This window comes from Methanothrix sp., from assembly GCF_024518575.1.
GTDB lineage: Archaea > Halobacteriota > Methanosarcinia > Methanotrichales > Methanotrichaceae > Methanothrix_B.
Map to the genome: position 1 here is coordinate 23,185 of NZ_JANIHG010000014.1, position 14,495 is coordinate 37,679.

The 14,495-nt window shown below is 54.7% G+C and carries 12 protein-coding genes; 5 read left to right on the plus strand and 7 right to left on the minus strand.

Annotated features, from left to right (window positions below):
* Window positions 1-3: 3 nt before the first annotated feature.
* Window positions 4-1,809, minus strand: a complete 1,806-nt coding sequence (locus tag NQU42_RS04460; RefSeq protein ID WP_296609414.1) for a HAMP domain-containing sensor histidine kinase — start codon at window positions 1,807-1,809, stop codon at window positions 4-6.
* A 320-nt stretch (window positions 1,810-2,129) separates the two neighbouring features.
* On the opposite strand from NQU42_RS04460, the gene NQU42_RS04465 reads away from it, so the two are divergent.
* Window positions 2,130-2,921, plus strand: coding sequence for a class I SAM-dependent methyltransferase (locus NQU42_RS04465; protein WP_296609394.1), 792 nt, complete (start codon window positions 2,130-2,132; stop codon window positions 2,919-2,921).
* A 135-nt stretch (window positions 2,922-3,056) separates the two neighbouring features.
* On the opposite strand, the gene NQU42_RS04470 is transcribed toward NQU42_RS04465, so the two are convergent.
* The 4 genes from NQU42_RS04470 to NQU42_RS04485 form a co-directional block, all read right to left on the minus strand.
* Complete coding sequence (locus NQU42_RS04470; RefSeq protein WP_296609396.1) at window positions 3,057-3,539, minus strand: small multi-drug export protein; 483 nt, start codon at window positions 3,537-3,539, stop codon at window positions 3,057-3,059.
* A 223-nt stretch (window positions 3,540-3,762) separates the two neighbouring features.
* Window positions 3,763-4,131 (minus strand): hypothetical protein, encoded by a 369-nt coding sequence (locus NQU42_RS04475; RefSeq protein WP_296609399.1) that lies wholly within the window; start codon window positions 4,129-4,131, stop codon window positions 3,763-3,765.
* A gap of 189 nt (window positions 4,132-4,320) precedes the next feature.
* Window positions 4,321-4,728 (minus strand): toprim domain-containing protein, encoded by a 408-nt coding sequence (locus NQU42_RS04480; protein ID WP_296609401.1) that lies wholly within the window; start codon window positions 4,726-4,728, stop codon window positions 4,321-4,323.
* A 4-nt stretch (window positions 4,729-4,732) separates the two neighbouring features.
* Window positions 4,733-5,050 (minus strand): DUF167 domain-containing protein, encoded by a 318-nt coding sequence (locus NQU42_RS04485; protein WP_296609403.1) that lies wholly within the window; start codon window positions 5,048-5,050, stop codon window positions 4,733-4,735.
* Window positions 5,051-5,256: 206 nt separating this feature from the next.
* Between NQU42_RS04485 and NQU42_RS04490 the strand changes: the two genes are divergently transcribed.
* Window positions 5,257-6,612 carry a phosphoribosylaminoimidazolecarboxamide formyltransferase gene (locus tag NQU42_RS04490; protein ID WP_296609404.1) on the plus strand — a complete coding sequence of 452 codons (1,356 nt, stop codon included), beginning with the start codon at window positions 5,257-5,259 and terminating at the stop codon, window positions 6,610-6,612.
* Window positions 6,560-8,074, plus strand: coding sequence for a NosD domain-containing protein (locus tag NQU42_RS04495; protein ID WP_296609406.1), 1,515 nt, complete (start codon window positions 6,560-6,562; stop codon window positions 8,072-8,074). The genes NQU42_RS04490 and NQU42_RS04495 overlap by 53 nt, the downstream gene beginning before the upstream one ends.
* Before the next feature lie 366 nt (window positions 8,075-8,440).
* On the opposite strand, the gene NQU42_RS04500 is transcribed toward NQU42_RS04495, so the two are convergent.
* Window positions 8,441-9,565, minus strand: coding sequence for a DUF373 family protein (locus NQU42_RS04500; protein WP_296609407.1), 1,125 nt, complete (start codon window positions 9,563-9,565; stop codon window positions 8,441-8,443).
* A gap of 216 nt (window positions 9,566-9,781) precedes the next feature.
* Here NQU42_RS04500 and pstC point away from each other — a divergent pair, with 216 nt between their 5' ends.
* Window positions 9,782-10,687 (plus strand): phosphate ABC transporter permease subunit PstC, encoded by a 906-nt coding sequence (gene pstC / locus NQU42_RS04505; protein WP_296609409.1) that lies wholly within the window; start codon window positions 9,782-9,784, stop codon window positions 10,685-10,687.
* Window positions 10,677-11,906, plus strand: a complete 1,230-nt coding sequence (pstA, locus tag NQU42_RS04510) for a phosphate ABC transporter permease PstA (protein WP_296609410.1) — start codon at window positions 10,677-10,679, stop codon at window positions 11,904-11,906. Before pstC ends, pstA begins: the two co-directional genes overlap by 11 nt.
* A 360-nt stretch (window positions 11,907-12,266) precedes the next feature.
* Here pstA and NQU42_RS04515 read toward each other — a convergent pair whose 3' ends face one another.
* Complete coding sequence (locus NQU42_RS04515) at window positions 12,267-13,985, minus strand: ferrous iron transporter B (RefSeq protein WP_296609412.1); 1,719 nt, start codon at window positions 13,983-13,985, stop codon at window positions 12,267-12,269.
* Window positions 13,986-14,495 lie beyond the last annotated feature (510 nt).

The following is a 14,495-nucleotide window of genomic DNA, read 5'->3' on the forward strand; positions in this document are numbered from 1 at the left end:
GATTCATACTGCTTCAGATTTCTTCGAGAGCGGCAGCGTGAAGAAGACTGTGCATCCTTTTCCCAGCTCTGACTCTATCCATATCCTTCCGCCATGGACCTCGACGATCCTTTTGACGATGGCCAGTCCTGCGCCGGTGCCCTCAGATCTGTTATCCACCTTGTAGAACAGCTCGAATACCCTCTTGTGGTTTTTGGGGTCTATCCCGATCCCGTTATCTCTGACATAGAATACAGTTTCGCCGTCCCTCATGCAGCCGATCTCTATCCTCGGCGCTCTCTGATCTCCCATGTACTTGGCGCTGTTCTCTATGAGATTGACGAGCATCTCCACAACTCTCATCCTGTCGACGTGGACTACGGGCATCTCCTCCGCCACATCCACGCTCACGCCCCTGGACCGTATCCTTTCAGAGGTCACATCCAGCGCCTCTCTGACGATATCAGAGAAGGGCACGTCCTCAGGCGGGTTCACCATACGGCCGATGCGGCTGAGCTCCAGAGTGTCCTGGAGCAGCCTGTCCATCTTCGTGATGGCGCCCTCCACTATCTCGATATCCTTTCTGACCTTGTCCCACGCGCCCTTCTCGATATCATCCCTCATGAACCTGAGGAACCCGACTACAGTGATCAGAGGCGATCTGAGGTCGTGGGAGACGGTGTATATGAACCTCTCCATCTCCGATGTCTTGGCCTCAAGATCTTTTATAAGATGCTCCTTCTCACGCTCCGAGGCGATCCTCTGATGCAGCTCTCTCTGGGAGGCCGCGTAAAGCATTGTGTTCTCTTTGATCGCGATTACCTGTCTGATCACTATCAGCAGTATTATCATCCCCACGCCTGCGGCGAGATGATTATGGCGTATGTACAGATTGACATCCTCTCTCTCAATGCTCCAGACCAGAAATGCATATGCTGAGATGGCACAGATGTATGGAAGGTATAGGGGCCAGGTGAACCCGGATGATGGCCGCTTTGCAGTCTTTATTGGCACGCTGGCGGATTCGACCTGGAGCACCCCTGCAAGTCCGGTGAGTATGTAGCTGATCAGCCAGAAGTTATCGTTGAGTGTTGCGGGCACATAGGTCTCCCTCAGAGCATTTATCATGAATATCGAGTCCGCAACTATCATGAAGAAAGCGCTTGCTGCCAGGAGCATGATGGGGCGCTGGGCTATATGCTCTATTCTTCTGAAGATGAGCGCGATGATTGAGAACGTGAGAACAAGATCTGCAACCGGATACGCGACTGCGATCGCATTTGTGAGAGGATCCGATTCCTCAAGGGTCGCGATCGTGGGCGCGATGAGAAAGCTCCAGAATATTATGATTGCGAATATCGTCACGATGCCTGTGTCCAGGATGGACTTCAGGCGCTCGAAGGCGCTCTGGTACGGGGCTGGCAGCAGAAGGATGCCGATGAGGAAGAACAGGTAGTAAGCGAGGTAGGGGCCATCAGCAACCGACGGAAACGGCACCTCTCCCAGTCCGATCTCCAGGATGCTCCAGAGCACGTCCCCCAGGGCGTAAAGCACCTGCGCAACCGCGAAGAACGCCCATGCGATGTACATCCTCTCATCTATTGATCTTGTGGCTCTGGCAGCTCTGAAGAGAGAGAGTGCAGCAAGCCCGTTGACCACCGGCCATATTATATCATCTATGATCACACGCTGCTGCTCCTGATCTCCCAGGTACAGAACGATCGCGGATCTGACGATCAGGATCGCCGCGCCCAGCATGAGAGCACGGCGGAATGTCAAAGAGCGGCATGATACCCCACCCCTTTCAGATCCGTTATGAACTTGCTTCATGAACACCGTGAACTCAATCTCCGAGTTCCTTTCCAGCCCCCAAATATTAATATTTCAGCAATCTATCTAAATATTTCGCATCCTTGAGCACCTATCACTTACCTTGGAATCGGAGAGATGTAAGCACAGAAATCGGCAGCCTGTGGCTGAGCAGCCAGAAGGCGAGTGAGTCTTCAGAAGATCCCGTGATGCACACTGAATTATTCGGTCCGGTGCTTCACTGCCTGAGTACCGTAGCTCATATCACCCATTCTTATATGCACTCAGGCTTGCAGTGTGTGCAGTGCATTTTATCTGGAATTAGCCTGAACTGCCATATCATGTACAGATGGGACCCGGAGGAGTACGAGAGGAGCTCATCGGCACAGCATGATTGGGCTATGAGCGCGCTCTCCGAGCTGAGGATCAGAGGAGACGAACGCATACTCGACATCGGGTGCGGGGACGGGAAGATCACAGCGCACATCTCGCAGCTCGTGCCTGATGGCTCGGTTCTCGGAATAGACATCTCCGCAGATATGATCTCCTTCGCAAGGCGCAGATACCCGTCGGATACATTCAGGAACCTGAGATTCGAGCATGGAGACGCACTCGATCTCCGCTTCCTGGAGGAGTTCGATATAGTGGTCTCATTCGCGTGCCTGCACTGGATCAGGGATCATCTCTCAGTCTTTAGGGGCATATGCAGGAGCCTTGTGCCCGGAGGCAGGATGCTCATACAGTGCGGCGGCAGAGGGAACGCTGCTCAGCTCCTGGAGATCACATCAGAGGTGATCATGGAGGAGCGCTTTGCCCCCTACTTCATGGACTTCGAGTTCCCGTACTTCTTCTACACACCTGCGGATTACGAGAGGTGGATCCCGGCGGCAGGACTCCAAATCGTGAGCTTGAAGCTCATACCCAAGGATATGGTGCACAGCGGGCGCGATGCGCTCGAGGGGTTCATCAGGTCCACATGGCATCCTTACCTGCAGAGGATACCTGCGGAGCTGCGCCCCGCCCTCGTTCGGGATATAGCTGGGCGTTACATCGATCGTTATTCATCTCCCGAAGGCATGATACACGTGAGAATGATGAGACTGCAGGCTCTGGCTGAGAAACTGCAAGAGTGAAATCATGCTCTCTCATATGTTTGGCTACTGGAGGTGCGCAGGCTGGCTCTGGAAGCACCCTGCTAAACGCATACATGGCCAGTGCCTCCGCGAAAGATGGATGATAGCGCTAGCATCAGCTTTTGCATGCTGTCCTCAAATGCCCATCTGTATCGTATGACCGAGGGCGAAAGCTCCGGAGACAGCGGTCGTCACTATCACGCCTGCAATGAGCACACCCAGCGATATAGCGAGAAATGCGGGGAGGAACCTGAATCCGAGGAGAAATGCAAGAACGCATCCGGTCCAGGCGCCGGTCATCGGCAGGGGTATGGCGACGAAGAGCATCAGGGCAGCAAATCCAATTCCTTCTCTGCCCTCGATGTATTTCCTCCTGGTTCGCGAGAAGAGCCATGTGAAGAACCTGTACCCAGGCGGCCATCTCATGAGGAAGGATGATACCGGGCCCAGAAAGAGCAGGAGAGGGGCCACAGGGATCAGATTGCCCAGGACCGATATCGCATATGCCTCCACGGGCGAGTAGCCGTAGGCAATTGCCAGCGGTATCGCTCCGCGAAGCTCGGATATGGGCGACATTGCCAGCAGCATGACCATCAACCATCCCGGAATGTCACTCATAAAACCTCCTGCATACATGGATGAAACTCATGTCCTCACAAATCCTCCCCGGGGCAGCAGAAACTCCGGTCTTCAGGCAGGAGTATCTGGTGCGGTAGCAGGTGACGAAACTGCTCGGTCTCTGGACTTGAATGGCTGAATGTGACAGCAGGAATCGATTGCTCCGAACGAGATTCATGAAGCATTTGGGATTGGCAGCAGATCTCAATGGAGAGATGAGATCTCATTTTCCCAGAGATCCCTTTATCTCGACCCGGAAGACCTGCTCCTCCTTGGGCGAATAGACTGAGATGGTGAGATCGACCGGTATCTCTCCAAGCGATACGGTAACAGGAGCATCAGCTATCTTGAGCCCTGAAGAGACCAGCTTGGCCAGAGACTCCGCAATGCTCGACATCTCTCCGATATCAATGCCAACAGCTCCATTCACTGATACCGATGCGGGCAGAGGCTCACCATCGCTGGATATCCTCACTCCCAAAGACCCGTCCTTCCCGCTGCCTGTGACCTTAGCGACTATCGGATACCTCTCGAGGCTCTCGTCGCCCTGCAGCCTGGCCTTCGCATCCGCATCGACTTTTATGGATACCATCATACCACCGCTCTGCTTTATGTGCAATCAATATAAAAGGATGGCTCGCGAGGATTTCCGGAGGGGCAGTGAGCTGCATATGTGAGGGCATGAGGCTCGAACAGTCGGTGTTACTGCCTGCGCAGCTGGGAACTGCGCACAGCGGTACACTGGCGTAGAGCCACTCCTCAGCACGATCAATAGTCATAACTACAGACCCTGGCTCTCCCGCGCTCTCTCCAGGAATATCCAGAGGCTCTCCACATCCTTTATCTCCTTTCTCACGAGGAGCTTGAGCCGCTTTCTGATCTCGACATCGACCCTCACTCCAGTGGGGCGGAGGTACTCCTCCATCTTGTGGGCGATCTCCTCCCCACGCGCATCCCAGTCGGTCATCAGCACGATCTCACTGTATGATCTCGCGGTCTCCTCTGCAAGCTCCAGACACGATCTCTGGGATGACATCAGTATCGGACCCGGAACGCCGATCCTGCGGAGCGCATCCCTGTCGCGCGGCCCCTCGACGATGACCGCTGCCCCACGCTCCGATGCATCAAGAAGTGCCTCGATCTGCTCCTCGAGCGCCTCGAGATCGTAGCTCCTCCTGTGCGCTCTCATCCCTTCACCCGAGCGATCTCCTGAGAGCCGCCAGAACAGATCCGGCATCGATGCCCCTCATGAGAACCACCTTCCTGTGACTCCTGTGGCCGCTCACTATCTCCACTGCGCCCTGCGAGAGCCCAAACGCCCTGGCCAGCTCCTGCAGAAGCTGTCGGTTGGCCCGGCCGTGATCTGCTCTCTCCGTAAGCCTGATCTCGATGCTGCCCCTCCAGGCGTTGAAGCCCGCTGGAATCACAAGCTCCGACGATCCTGGAAGGACATCGACGTGCAGGACCACGCCATCAGGATGGCGCTCGACCGCATCATCCAGACTCTTCACGCATGCATATTCGCAGCAGTGCGATAAAAAACTGCCTCTCAGGACGATCTCGGTCCGGCTTGTTGGAAAATCAGATATCTTCTGCATTTAGTATTAATAAAACTAATATTAATAACATTAAAAATTACTTATTCTTAAATTAGTATGATGAGCGACCTTCAAGGGCAACCTTAAAATATTGCCGCTGCATTGGATGTCAAGGTTCCATGAAGCTCAGGCAAGCCGTGATCCCCGCCGGAGCCTCTGAACGGGCGAAGGAGATAGCAAAGGATCTGCAGGAGCTGGGCCTGGATATCCTCACCCTTTCAAATCCGGCTTTTTCTGTACCAGATGACTGGTCTGGGAGTCTCCTCATCTACGACGAATCTGTGATCTCAAGCTCTAATGGACGATTGCTGATAAGATCTGCCATTCACGGCGGCGGCGCTGTTCTTGAGTGCGCGGACAAAGAGATGTTCGAGGCGATCAGGAGAGACCTGGATCTCGCGGATGATGTTAGAAAGCACGCTTCCGCCTCAGCACTTTACAGGTGCATGGCCTTCGACGCCTCCGAGCTCTTCGAGCTCCAGTCGGAGATGTACTGGCCCAGGTACACCGTCAGCCTCTTCGAGAAGATCCAGGATCTCAGATACGGTGAGAACTGGCACCAGAGGGCAGCACTCTATGCAAGGCCGGGAGGGCTGGGTCTCTTCAGGGCTGTAAAGCTCAACGGCAAGGAGATGTCCTACAACAACTTTGTGGACGCAGAGACGGTTCTGGAGATGCTCATAGATCTCTCAGAGTACGATGGGGTTCCGACAAACAGACCGCTCGCTGTCATAGTGAAGCACGCGAACCCATGTGGCGTTGCGTACGGCAGGGATCTCGAGGAGGCATACAGATGGGCATTCGCCACAGATCCGAAGTCGGCGTTCGGCGGCGTGATCGGATTCAACATGAAGGTCGATCTCGCAACCGCAGAGGCGATAGGCGACAGCTTCGTCGAGGTTCTCCTCGCGCCCGGATACGAGCCTGATGCGCTTGAGCTGCTCATGCGCAACAAGCCGAACCGCAGGATACTGGACATCGGGAATATGCTCCAGAGAAAGGAGGAGCTGTACAGGGGGCATGCGTTCAGGAGCATATTCGGCGGGATGATGCTCCAGGACTACGACAAAGAGGACATCCTCGAGTGGAGGGTCGTCACACAGCGCTCTCCGACTCCGGAGGAGAACAGAGCGCTCAGATTCGCCTGGAAGGTCACAAAGTACGTCAAGTCCAACGCGCTGGTTTACACCACTGCAGACCGGACGATAGGCATAGGCTCAGGCCAGGTCAGCAGGGTCGACTCTGCCAGATTCGGCGCTGAGAAGGCCGAGGAGCACGGTCTCGATACAAAAGGCACTGTGGCAGCGACCGACTCGTTCTTCCCGTTCCGCGATGGTCTTGACAGGGTTCACGAGGCAGGGGCGACCGCTGTTGTCCATCCTGGAGGATCGATACGTGATAAGGAGGTAATCCAGGCGGCTGATGAGCATGGCATGGCCATGGTCTTCACTGGGATGCGCCACTTCAGGCACTGAGCAGATAACTGCTCTCAGGATCGCGATTGTCCTGGCACTTCTCTCATCTCCAGCCCTGGCTGTACAAATTCCTGCTGGCCACGATGTCCAGAGCGCGATAGATTCGGCCTCACCCGGAGACGTCCTGATCCTGGAAGCGGGGCAGCACAGGCCGTTTGTTGTGGACAGGCCGCTGACGCTCATCGGATACGGCGCCTTCCTGAGTTCTGATGTCCAGTCTCCGGCGATAACAGTTCGGTCCGACAACGTGCGGATAGAGGGACTCTCGATAGCAGGGGTGAAGCGACCATCTGAGGAGAAGTTCAAGTACTACATGGAGCGGTACCAGGGCGGCGCTTCAGGAGGAGCATCAGGATTTTCGACCCCGGCGACAGCTTCAGGCCCTCTCCGGCTGGACCTGCCAAACGCTGCGGTTCTCGTTTTCGGGAGCAACGTAACTTTTGAGAACATGAGCGTCAGGGACGCTGAGGTGGGGATCTTCGCAGAGGACCTTCACGATCTTTTTATAGATAATTCCAAATTTCAGAGCTGCAAGACCGGCGTGCTGATTCTCAGATCCTCGAGCGTGAGCATTATCAACTCCGAGCTGATCGGGTGTGAGAAGGCGGGGCTTAACGCCTCGAACTCCAGATCATTTACAGTTACCGGATGCAGGGCGATAAACAACACACATGCTGGACTCTTCTTCAGAAACTGCGAGGATATCGATGTCATTGGTAACACCCTGAGCAGAAACTCAGAGGGGCTGGTCTTCTGGAGCACGAACCACAGCTCTGCAGCGGACAACCGCGCAGATCTGAACTACTACGGAATTCTCCTGGCGGACTCGCACAACAACACCATATCCAGAAACATCCTGGTCAACAACAGGAGAAGCGAGATCGTGAGCGGGTTCGGGGTCGGCATGAGCATCCAGGCGAACAGCAGCTACAACCTCGTTTTCAAAAACACAGCATCAAACAACTACAACGGACTGGAGATAACTGAGAACTGCCAGAGGAATGCGCTCTGCGGGAACAACATATCCAGGAACACGCACGGTGTCAGGCTCGACAAGAACTGGAACAATCTGATCTACAGGAACAACTTTGTGGATAACGTGATAAGCGGTTATGACAATCAGACGAGGAGCATATGGAACACAACCGTCGGCAACCACTACAGTGACTACAGAGGATCTGATGGAGATGGAGATGGTATAGGCGATACGCCTTACACCATACCGAAGGGCAGCTCTATGGCCGCGGACTACAGACCGCTTGTAAGGCCGTTCACAGGAGAGATCGATCCAGATGAGATCCTGGAGGACATAAAGCGATACGCCCGTTATGATCCAGAAGAGGGCAGGACCATCAGGGTCAACGAGAGCGGAGCCGCGATAAGATACCCGGCTCGCAGAGGCCCTCCGGTCTTCGAGGAGAATGCGGAGATTGAGCGCCCGCCGTTCACGCCTGTGCTGTAAATCCGATCTCGGCTATCCAGATTGCCTTCTCATTGAGAGCCCAACAGCAAGAGATCTCTCGTGTGATTTAACGGTGGTGAACTCTGGTTGTCGCCGCTCAGCGATCCGCGCTCACGACCGGTTATGGGTTGTTTAGCGGTAAAAACCCTGCATGCGACGCAGAGGCGTGCCAAAAGGATGAAAGATTCAAGGTTGTTTTGTCCAGAAATGACCCGACACAGGAGTTTAACTCTCCATGTCATGCTTTCATGGTAATCAACAGCATTTGGGCATCATTCATCAGGAACTATGCCACTGGACGGCCATTCCTGAGAGAGAATTCGATAAATTGAGTCCCAAGACCGATTTTTAGCGAAAATGCCCTCTTCAGCACTTCGTCTTCACACCTTCCTTTATCAGATCTCCGCCAGCTCCGTTCCTCTTGGCTATGTAGCTCTTGAGCTTTATCCCCAGGAGAGCTGTGCCCATGGCCCCCATTGCGCATACCGCAAAGTACTGGATCGAGCTGAGAGGGGACATGCTGAAGTCCGGGGTGAAGTTCGCGAGTATCACTATGCTCGCGCCCCAGAATATGAGACCTGTTGCGAAGAGGAAGAAGGGATACGAGTATGTTCTCGGATCCTTTATGCCCTCCAGGTGCATGTCTATGAGCTTCCCCACGTTGGCGCAGATGCCTGCTGCGACGTACCACCAGACGCTGGCGTTTATGAAGAGCATCAGAAGCGTGAGATAGCCATACCATATCGGTCCTTTGTATGAGTACCACACGTTAGCTATGCCCTGGATCGTGGCTATTATTATCAGCATCCCAGCAAGCATGTATGTGACGAAGGATATCTTTCCAGCGTACAGCGATCCCCTCAGCGTCTTCTTCGTCTCGTCCAGGAAATCGTCCAGGCCGAGGCCTCTGAAGAGAAGATAGAGCCCGACAGAGCCTGTTATGGCTATGATCGCTCCGTTCGGATAGTTCAGCAGGTAGAATATGGAGAACATCAGCAGCGCCAGGCCGGGTGGGATGAATATCGTGTGGCTTATCTTCGGGTCTGTGAAGACCTGCTTCAGCAGATAGTACGTGCTCTCGATGCTCGGATTCTGCTTCACCAGTATACGCCTTACGCCGTCGACCTTTATCCTGGACTGTATGATCGGAAGTATCGCCTCATCCTCAGCGCCGTCAGATACAACAATGACAGACTTCGGGTCCAGGCGCTCGATGAGCTGCTCGAGCTGCTCTGCAAGCTTTCTGTCCGCGCTGAGCCCGACCTTCTCGTCGCCGGTTATCGTCGCTATCTCAACAGATCTCTCGGCTGCCATCTCATCGTAGATCTTCAGCCCGCCGAAGATCGTGTTGGTGTCGGACTCCTCCGGATCGGCAAGCCCGAGAGCAAGAGCCGCGTTCAGGTTCTCCTCCCTTCCCACCACGGGGCTCTTGATGCCGGCCTTCCGACCCAGATCGTCATCGCGGTCGATGCAGAGCACCAGTACGTCCATGATTCCACGTTGGGTAGAAATCTACTTAAATTATTCTATGTTCTGTGTGCGAGCTGTAGCATCACATTCAGCAGATCTCCCATCATCGTGATGAATGCTGAGCGCTTGAGGCGCTATACGTCCATCTGTCTCGCTAACATCTGATCCGGAATGCCATTCATCTATATACTGAATATAGACAAGGTCTTTATTCTGCACAATGATTTCTGGGATTGTATGAGCGTCTTGCCTCCTGCTCTGAGACGACTGCCGGAGAGGATCATAGAGTCAGTGCTCCTGATCACAGCAGTGACTTCCATCGTCCTCATGATTCTCATTTTCTCATACCTCATACGGGAGAGCTTGCCTGCGATCTATGAGGTTGGGGTGCTGAACCTTGTACTGGGCGAGAAGTGGCACTCCGCCGGAAACATCTTCGGTATGCGCCCGCTGATAGTCAACACGCTCCTGGTCGCGGTTCTTGCTCTTGCGATAAACATGGCGGTGGGCATACCCCTTGCAATATATCTCGCAGAGCTCTCCGGACCCAGGAGCAGAGCTGTGCTGAAGCCGACTATGGAGCTGCTCGCAGGGGTGCCATCGATCGTGTACGGATTTCTCGGCGTCATAATTCTCGTGCCGTACCTGGGGAACACCTTCGATATGCTCACAGGCAGATCGATACTTGCCGGCGCAATACTTCTTGGGATAATGTTCATACCATCCATAACGACCATATGCGAGGATGCGCTGAGGGCGGTGCCGACCGAGTTCAAGGAGGGCTCGATGGCTCTCGGAGCGACGAGATGGCAGACTATACGACATGTTGTGCTTCCAGCTGCCTCGTCCGGCATAACAGCAGCCGTGCTTCTGAACATAGGCAACATCATCGGCGAGACCATGGCTGTGCTGCTGGTGGTTGGAAACATCGCCAGGATACCCACACCGATATACGATGTCTTCGATCGTGGCGCGACTTTCACCTCTGTCATAGCCGGGGAGATGGGCGAGGTGGCACACGGCTCCCTGCACTACCACGCGCTCTTCGCTGTGGGGCTGATGCTTCTCATAATAGTATCGATACTGAGCATGATAGGGGATCTAGCTCGCGAGCGCATCAGGAGGAGGTTCGGTGGCTACTGATAAAAGATCAGAAGCGCTCACAGCTGCAGGCGCTATTCTGCTTCTCTCATCGCTGATCGCACTTCTAATACAGCCACCGCTTCAGATTCTGCTGTTGCTCTGGAGATCTCTTCTGGCGGTTGTGGCGCTCATCCTAATTTTGCAGGCCCTCAGGCTGAACACCAGAAATGCGGCGGTCGTGTACCTCGATGCCCTGATCGTCATCGCTGCGGAGATCTTTCTCCTCATTTCACCTCCTGATCTCCTCATCAGCCCATCGAACCTGGGGGCCTCGTTCAGCTACAGGCTTCTTGCGCCCTCAGCTGCATTCATCGCGGGCGTTTTGATACTAAAAGACGCAATAAACATGCTCTACGGGTTTGGCGCAAAGGCGAGAGAGGTTCTGGCATTCACGCTTATCAGAGGCTCGGCGGTGCTGGCCGTTCTGATACTCGGTGGCATATTCTCAGTGATCCTGTACAACGGCATTGGCGCCATAAGCGTCGAGTTTCTGACAGAGCCTCACAGAAACCTCGGGCAGGAGGGCGGAATTGTGACGTGCATCGAGGGCACGATGTGGCTTGTACTCGGCGCCATGCTGGTATCAGCTCCGCTCGGCATAGGCGCGGGAATATACCTGAACGAGTACTCGAGGAGCCACACGCTCAACCGCATGATCACGATATCTATAAGCTGTCTCAACGGGGTGCCGTCTGTGGTATACGGTCTTTTCGGGCTCGCATTTCTCGTCTCCACGGTCGGAATATCCCTGCTTGCGGGATCTGTGATCCTGGGGCTAATGAACCTGCCCACGATAATTCTGACAACACAGGAGGCGCTGAGAGCTGTCCCCGACTCGCTGCGGGAGGGTAGCGTGGCTCTGGGGGCCACAAAGTGGCAGACGATACTGAGGATAGTCATTCCATCAGCGCTTCCCGGCATACTCACAGGTTTGATAATAGGCGTGTCTAGGGCCGCTGGAGAGACCGCGCCGATCATGTGGACCGCTGTGACCTTCACACCAGTGTATGTAAATAAGGCATACGGTATTGTTCCGGATGTGTATCAGCCAGTGAACAACCTGTGCTACCATCTTCTACAGCTGATATACTTCCTCGGTGCGTGGGATGTCGAGAAAAGGGCCTGGGGCACTGCTCTGGTTCTCATGGGCCTGGTGCTGGCAATGAACTCCCTGGCGATAATTGTAAGAAACCACTACAGAAAGAAGATAAGATGGTAGGCGCTGCAGCCCTGATATACCCCGGTTCTCCCTGCTCAGAGCGATGCTGCGCCCATCACGGCGCGCACAACTTTGACCTCCGAGCCTCGCCGGATGCGTGCCAGGCGAAAAACGCTCTCGAGGAGCAAAGTCCTGGCCGTTCCCGTCAGAGCCGCAGCAAAAAGTAATTGTAGTTATTAATACTTATAGATTTTGGTCGGGAGGTCGGACCTCTGCGCCCCCAGAGAATGCTGCAGGTTGGTCATGTGCCCAGGGCCTGTTGAGTTTGGTTGCGTGCGGTATCGTGGGATATAGCGGGCTTTATGCCATTGAATGCAGATCCCTGGCCGATCGTCGGTTATTCGAGCACATGCACCACATTCATAGCAGGATAACTCTGAGCACGCCCCCCACAATCGCAGCTGCAACCAGGCGGAAAACCACAGCTCTGATTGTATCATAAGCTCCGAGCTCCTTCATCAGCACTGTCAGGGTCGCGACACATGGGAAGTACATCGCGAGCACAACAGCCGCTATGACGAGCTGCTCCGGCGAGAGACCCAGCGGGACGAACATGCCTATGCCGATATCCTTTCTCAGGAAGCCCAGAATGAGGGCTGTCGCAGCCCCCTCCGGGAGGCCGAGAACGCCTGAGACGATCGGACTCGCCAGCTCCCCGATGCTCCTCATGAGCCCTGTGAGCTCGAAGACGTTCATCACAACTATGCCTATGCCTATGTACGGAACAGCCTCAAGTATGAACGTCCTGATGCGCAGAAACGTCTTCTTGACCAGCGCACCGAACACAGGCATTCTGTACTGAGGGATCTCCATGAATATCTCGGGCGATTCCTCGCGAATCATCCTGTGGAGAACCATGCCCGAGATTATGAATACCGCGAGCAGGGTTGCATAGACTGCGAATATGTATCTCAGGCCGTATGGAGCCAGGATCCCGAATACCATCGCGGTCTGCGATGCGCAGGGTATGCTCATGGTCATGAGCGTCGCAGCGAGGAAGCGCTGCTTCGGCGACTCCAGAACGCGCAGCCCCAGGACTCCGGGAACGCTGCAGCCCATCCCGAGCACGCAAGGTATTATCGCAGCGCCGTGGAGACCAAGCCTGTGCATGAGAGCGTCCATGAGCACGCTCACCCTGGGAAGATACCCCAGGTCCTCGAGGAACCCCAGCACCAGATAGAAGGGTATGAGGAACGGGAGTACGATGCCGAATGGTATGTAGAGTCCTGTTGTGAGCAGACCGAACGACTCGAGCAGCTCTGGCGATCTCCCCACAAGGATGTCATGGGCGAAACCTGATGTGTATCTGTCAGCTATGGCGAAGATCCAGTAGCTGTATCTGAGAAAGAGAGGATCGCTCACCCTCTCCATTAACAGCTCTCCAGCTCCCACGATCAGGCTGAACGAGAGATAGAGCACCGTGATCGCCACGGGTATTCCGGTCCACGGTCGTATCGTGAGATCCTCCAGCCGCTCGAGGTGGGAGGGATGCCGGTGGTGGACCTTCTGCACCCTCGATACGATCTCTCCGACCCTCTGCCATCTCTCTGTTGGATCTAGGCTCAAAGCAGGCGGTCTCGAGCCCATCGAGCTCCCGATCGCCTCGACAAGATCGCGTATCCCCAGGCCACTGGAAGCAACCGTTGGCACGACCTTTATGCCCAGCTCCTCCGAGAGCATCTTGACGTCTATCTCGAGCCCTTTCCTCACAGCCACATCCCAGAGGTTGAGGGCGACGACCATCGGGATCCCGCGCTCCTGCAGCTCCAGGGTGAGATTCAGGTTCCTCTCCAGATTCGTTGCATCCACAACGTTGACTATGAGATCTGCGCCCTGATCCAGTATGAGATTCGCGACCTCCTCCGCCTTTGAGCTCGGCTCAAGTGAATAAACACCGGGCACATCTATCAGCGTGGCGCTTCTTCCCAGCACATTTATGCTGCCCTCTGTGTAGCCAACAGTTGTTCCGGGATAGTTCGAGGAGATGGCATCAGCCCCTGTAAGCCTCGAGAATATGATGCTCTTGCCCACATTCGGATTGCCCATGAGAAGGATCTTGAGTGGCCTCTCTTCCTGCATATGATACTACTCCTCGCCCTGGATACTACTCCTCGCCCTGAAGAGATGAGGCTTCCGCACTTCGACAGCATGCAGAAGCCTCCCGACTACGTCGAGAGCGTTCGAGGGTTTCTCCGGTCCGGTTCATCCCATCTCCTAGCTTAGAAGCAGTGGCTACTATAAAGCAGCCACTCATCTACAGGCTTAAACCCTCAGTCCGCGGGTAAATATATTCATTGCCACGTTGACATAATCTCCCATACCCAGACCGCAGCTGTGGCAGTTCAGAGGGAGGGGTATAATGGATAATCGGCGGGCTGGAGGGACTATCACAGGTTTTGATGTAGATCGAAATGCCAGAGGGCTTCTTGGGAGAACTCTCGGAGCTGATACCTGAGATCAATCCTACGGATTAAATATCTGGAGACGTGGCACTCAGCTGAAGCTCAGCCTTCCAGAGACGATATTGTCCAGCGATGAGCCTGTTGTGATAGCTGTAGACTCTACGGGGATCAAGGTGACCAACCGTGG

Excerpts from the sequence above, each read along its gene's own strand:
- NQU42_RS04465 (WP_296609394.1), top strand. The coding sequence starts at position 2,130 with ATGTACAGATGGGACCCGGAGGAGTACGAGAGGAGCTCATCGGCACAG.
- NQU42_RS04495 (WP_296609406.1), top strand. The coding sequence starts at position 6,560 with ATGAGCATGGCATGGCCATGGTCTTCACTGGGATGCGCCACTTCAGGC.
- pstC (WP_296609409.1), top strand. The coding sequence starts at position 9,782 with ATGAGCGTCTTGCCTCCTGCTCTGAGACGACTGCCGGAGAGGATCATA.
- NQU42_RS04515 (WP_296609412.1), bottom strand. The coding sequence starts at position 13,985 with ATGCAGGAAGAGAGGCCACTCAAGATCCTTCTCATGGGCAATCCGAAT.
- NQU42_RS04490 (WP_296609404.1), top strand. The coding sequence starts at position 5,257 with ATGAAGCTCAGGCAAGCCGTGATCCCCGCCGGAGCCTCTGAACGGGCG.
- NQU42_RS04500 (WP_296609407.1), bottom strand. The coding sequence starts at position 9,565 with ATGGACGTACTGGTGCTCTGCATCGACCGCGATGACGATCTGGGTCGG.
- NQU42_RS04475 (WP_296609399.1), bottom strand. The coding sequence starts at position 4,131 with ATGGTATCCATAAAAGTCGATGCGGATGCGAAGGCCAGGCTGCAGGGC.
- NQU42_RS04460 (WP_296609414.1), bottom strand. The coding sequence starts at position 1,809 with ATGAAGCAAGTTCATAACGGATCTGAAAGGGGTGGGGTATCATGCCGC.
- NQU42_RS04470 (WP_296609396.1), bottom strand. The coding sequence starts at position 3,539 with ATGAGTGACATTCCGGGATGGTTGATGGTCATGCTGCTGGCAATGTCG.
- NQU42_RS04480 (WP_296609401.1), bottom strand. The coding sequence starts at position 4,728 with ATGAGAGCGCACAGGAGGAGCTACGATCTCGAGGCGCTCGAGGAGCAG.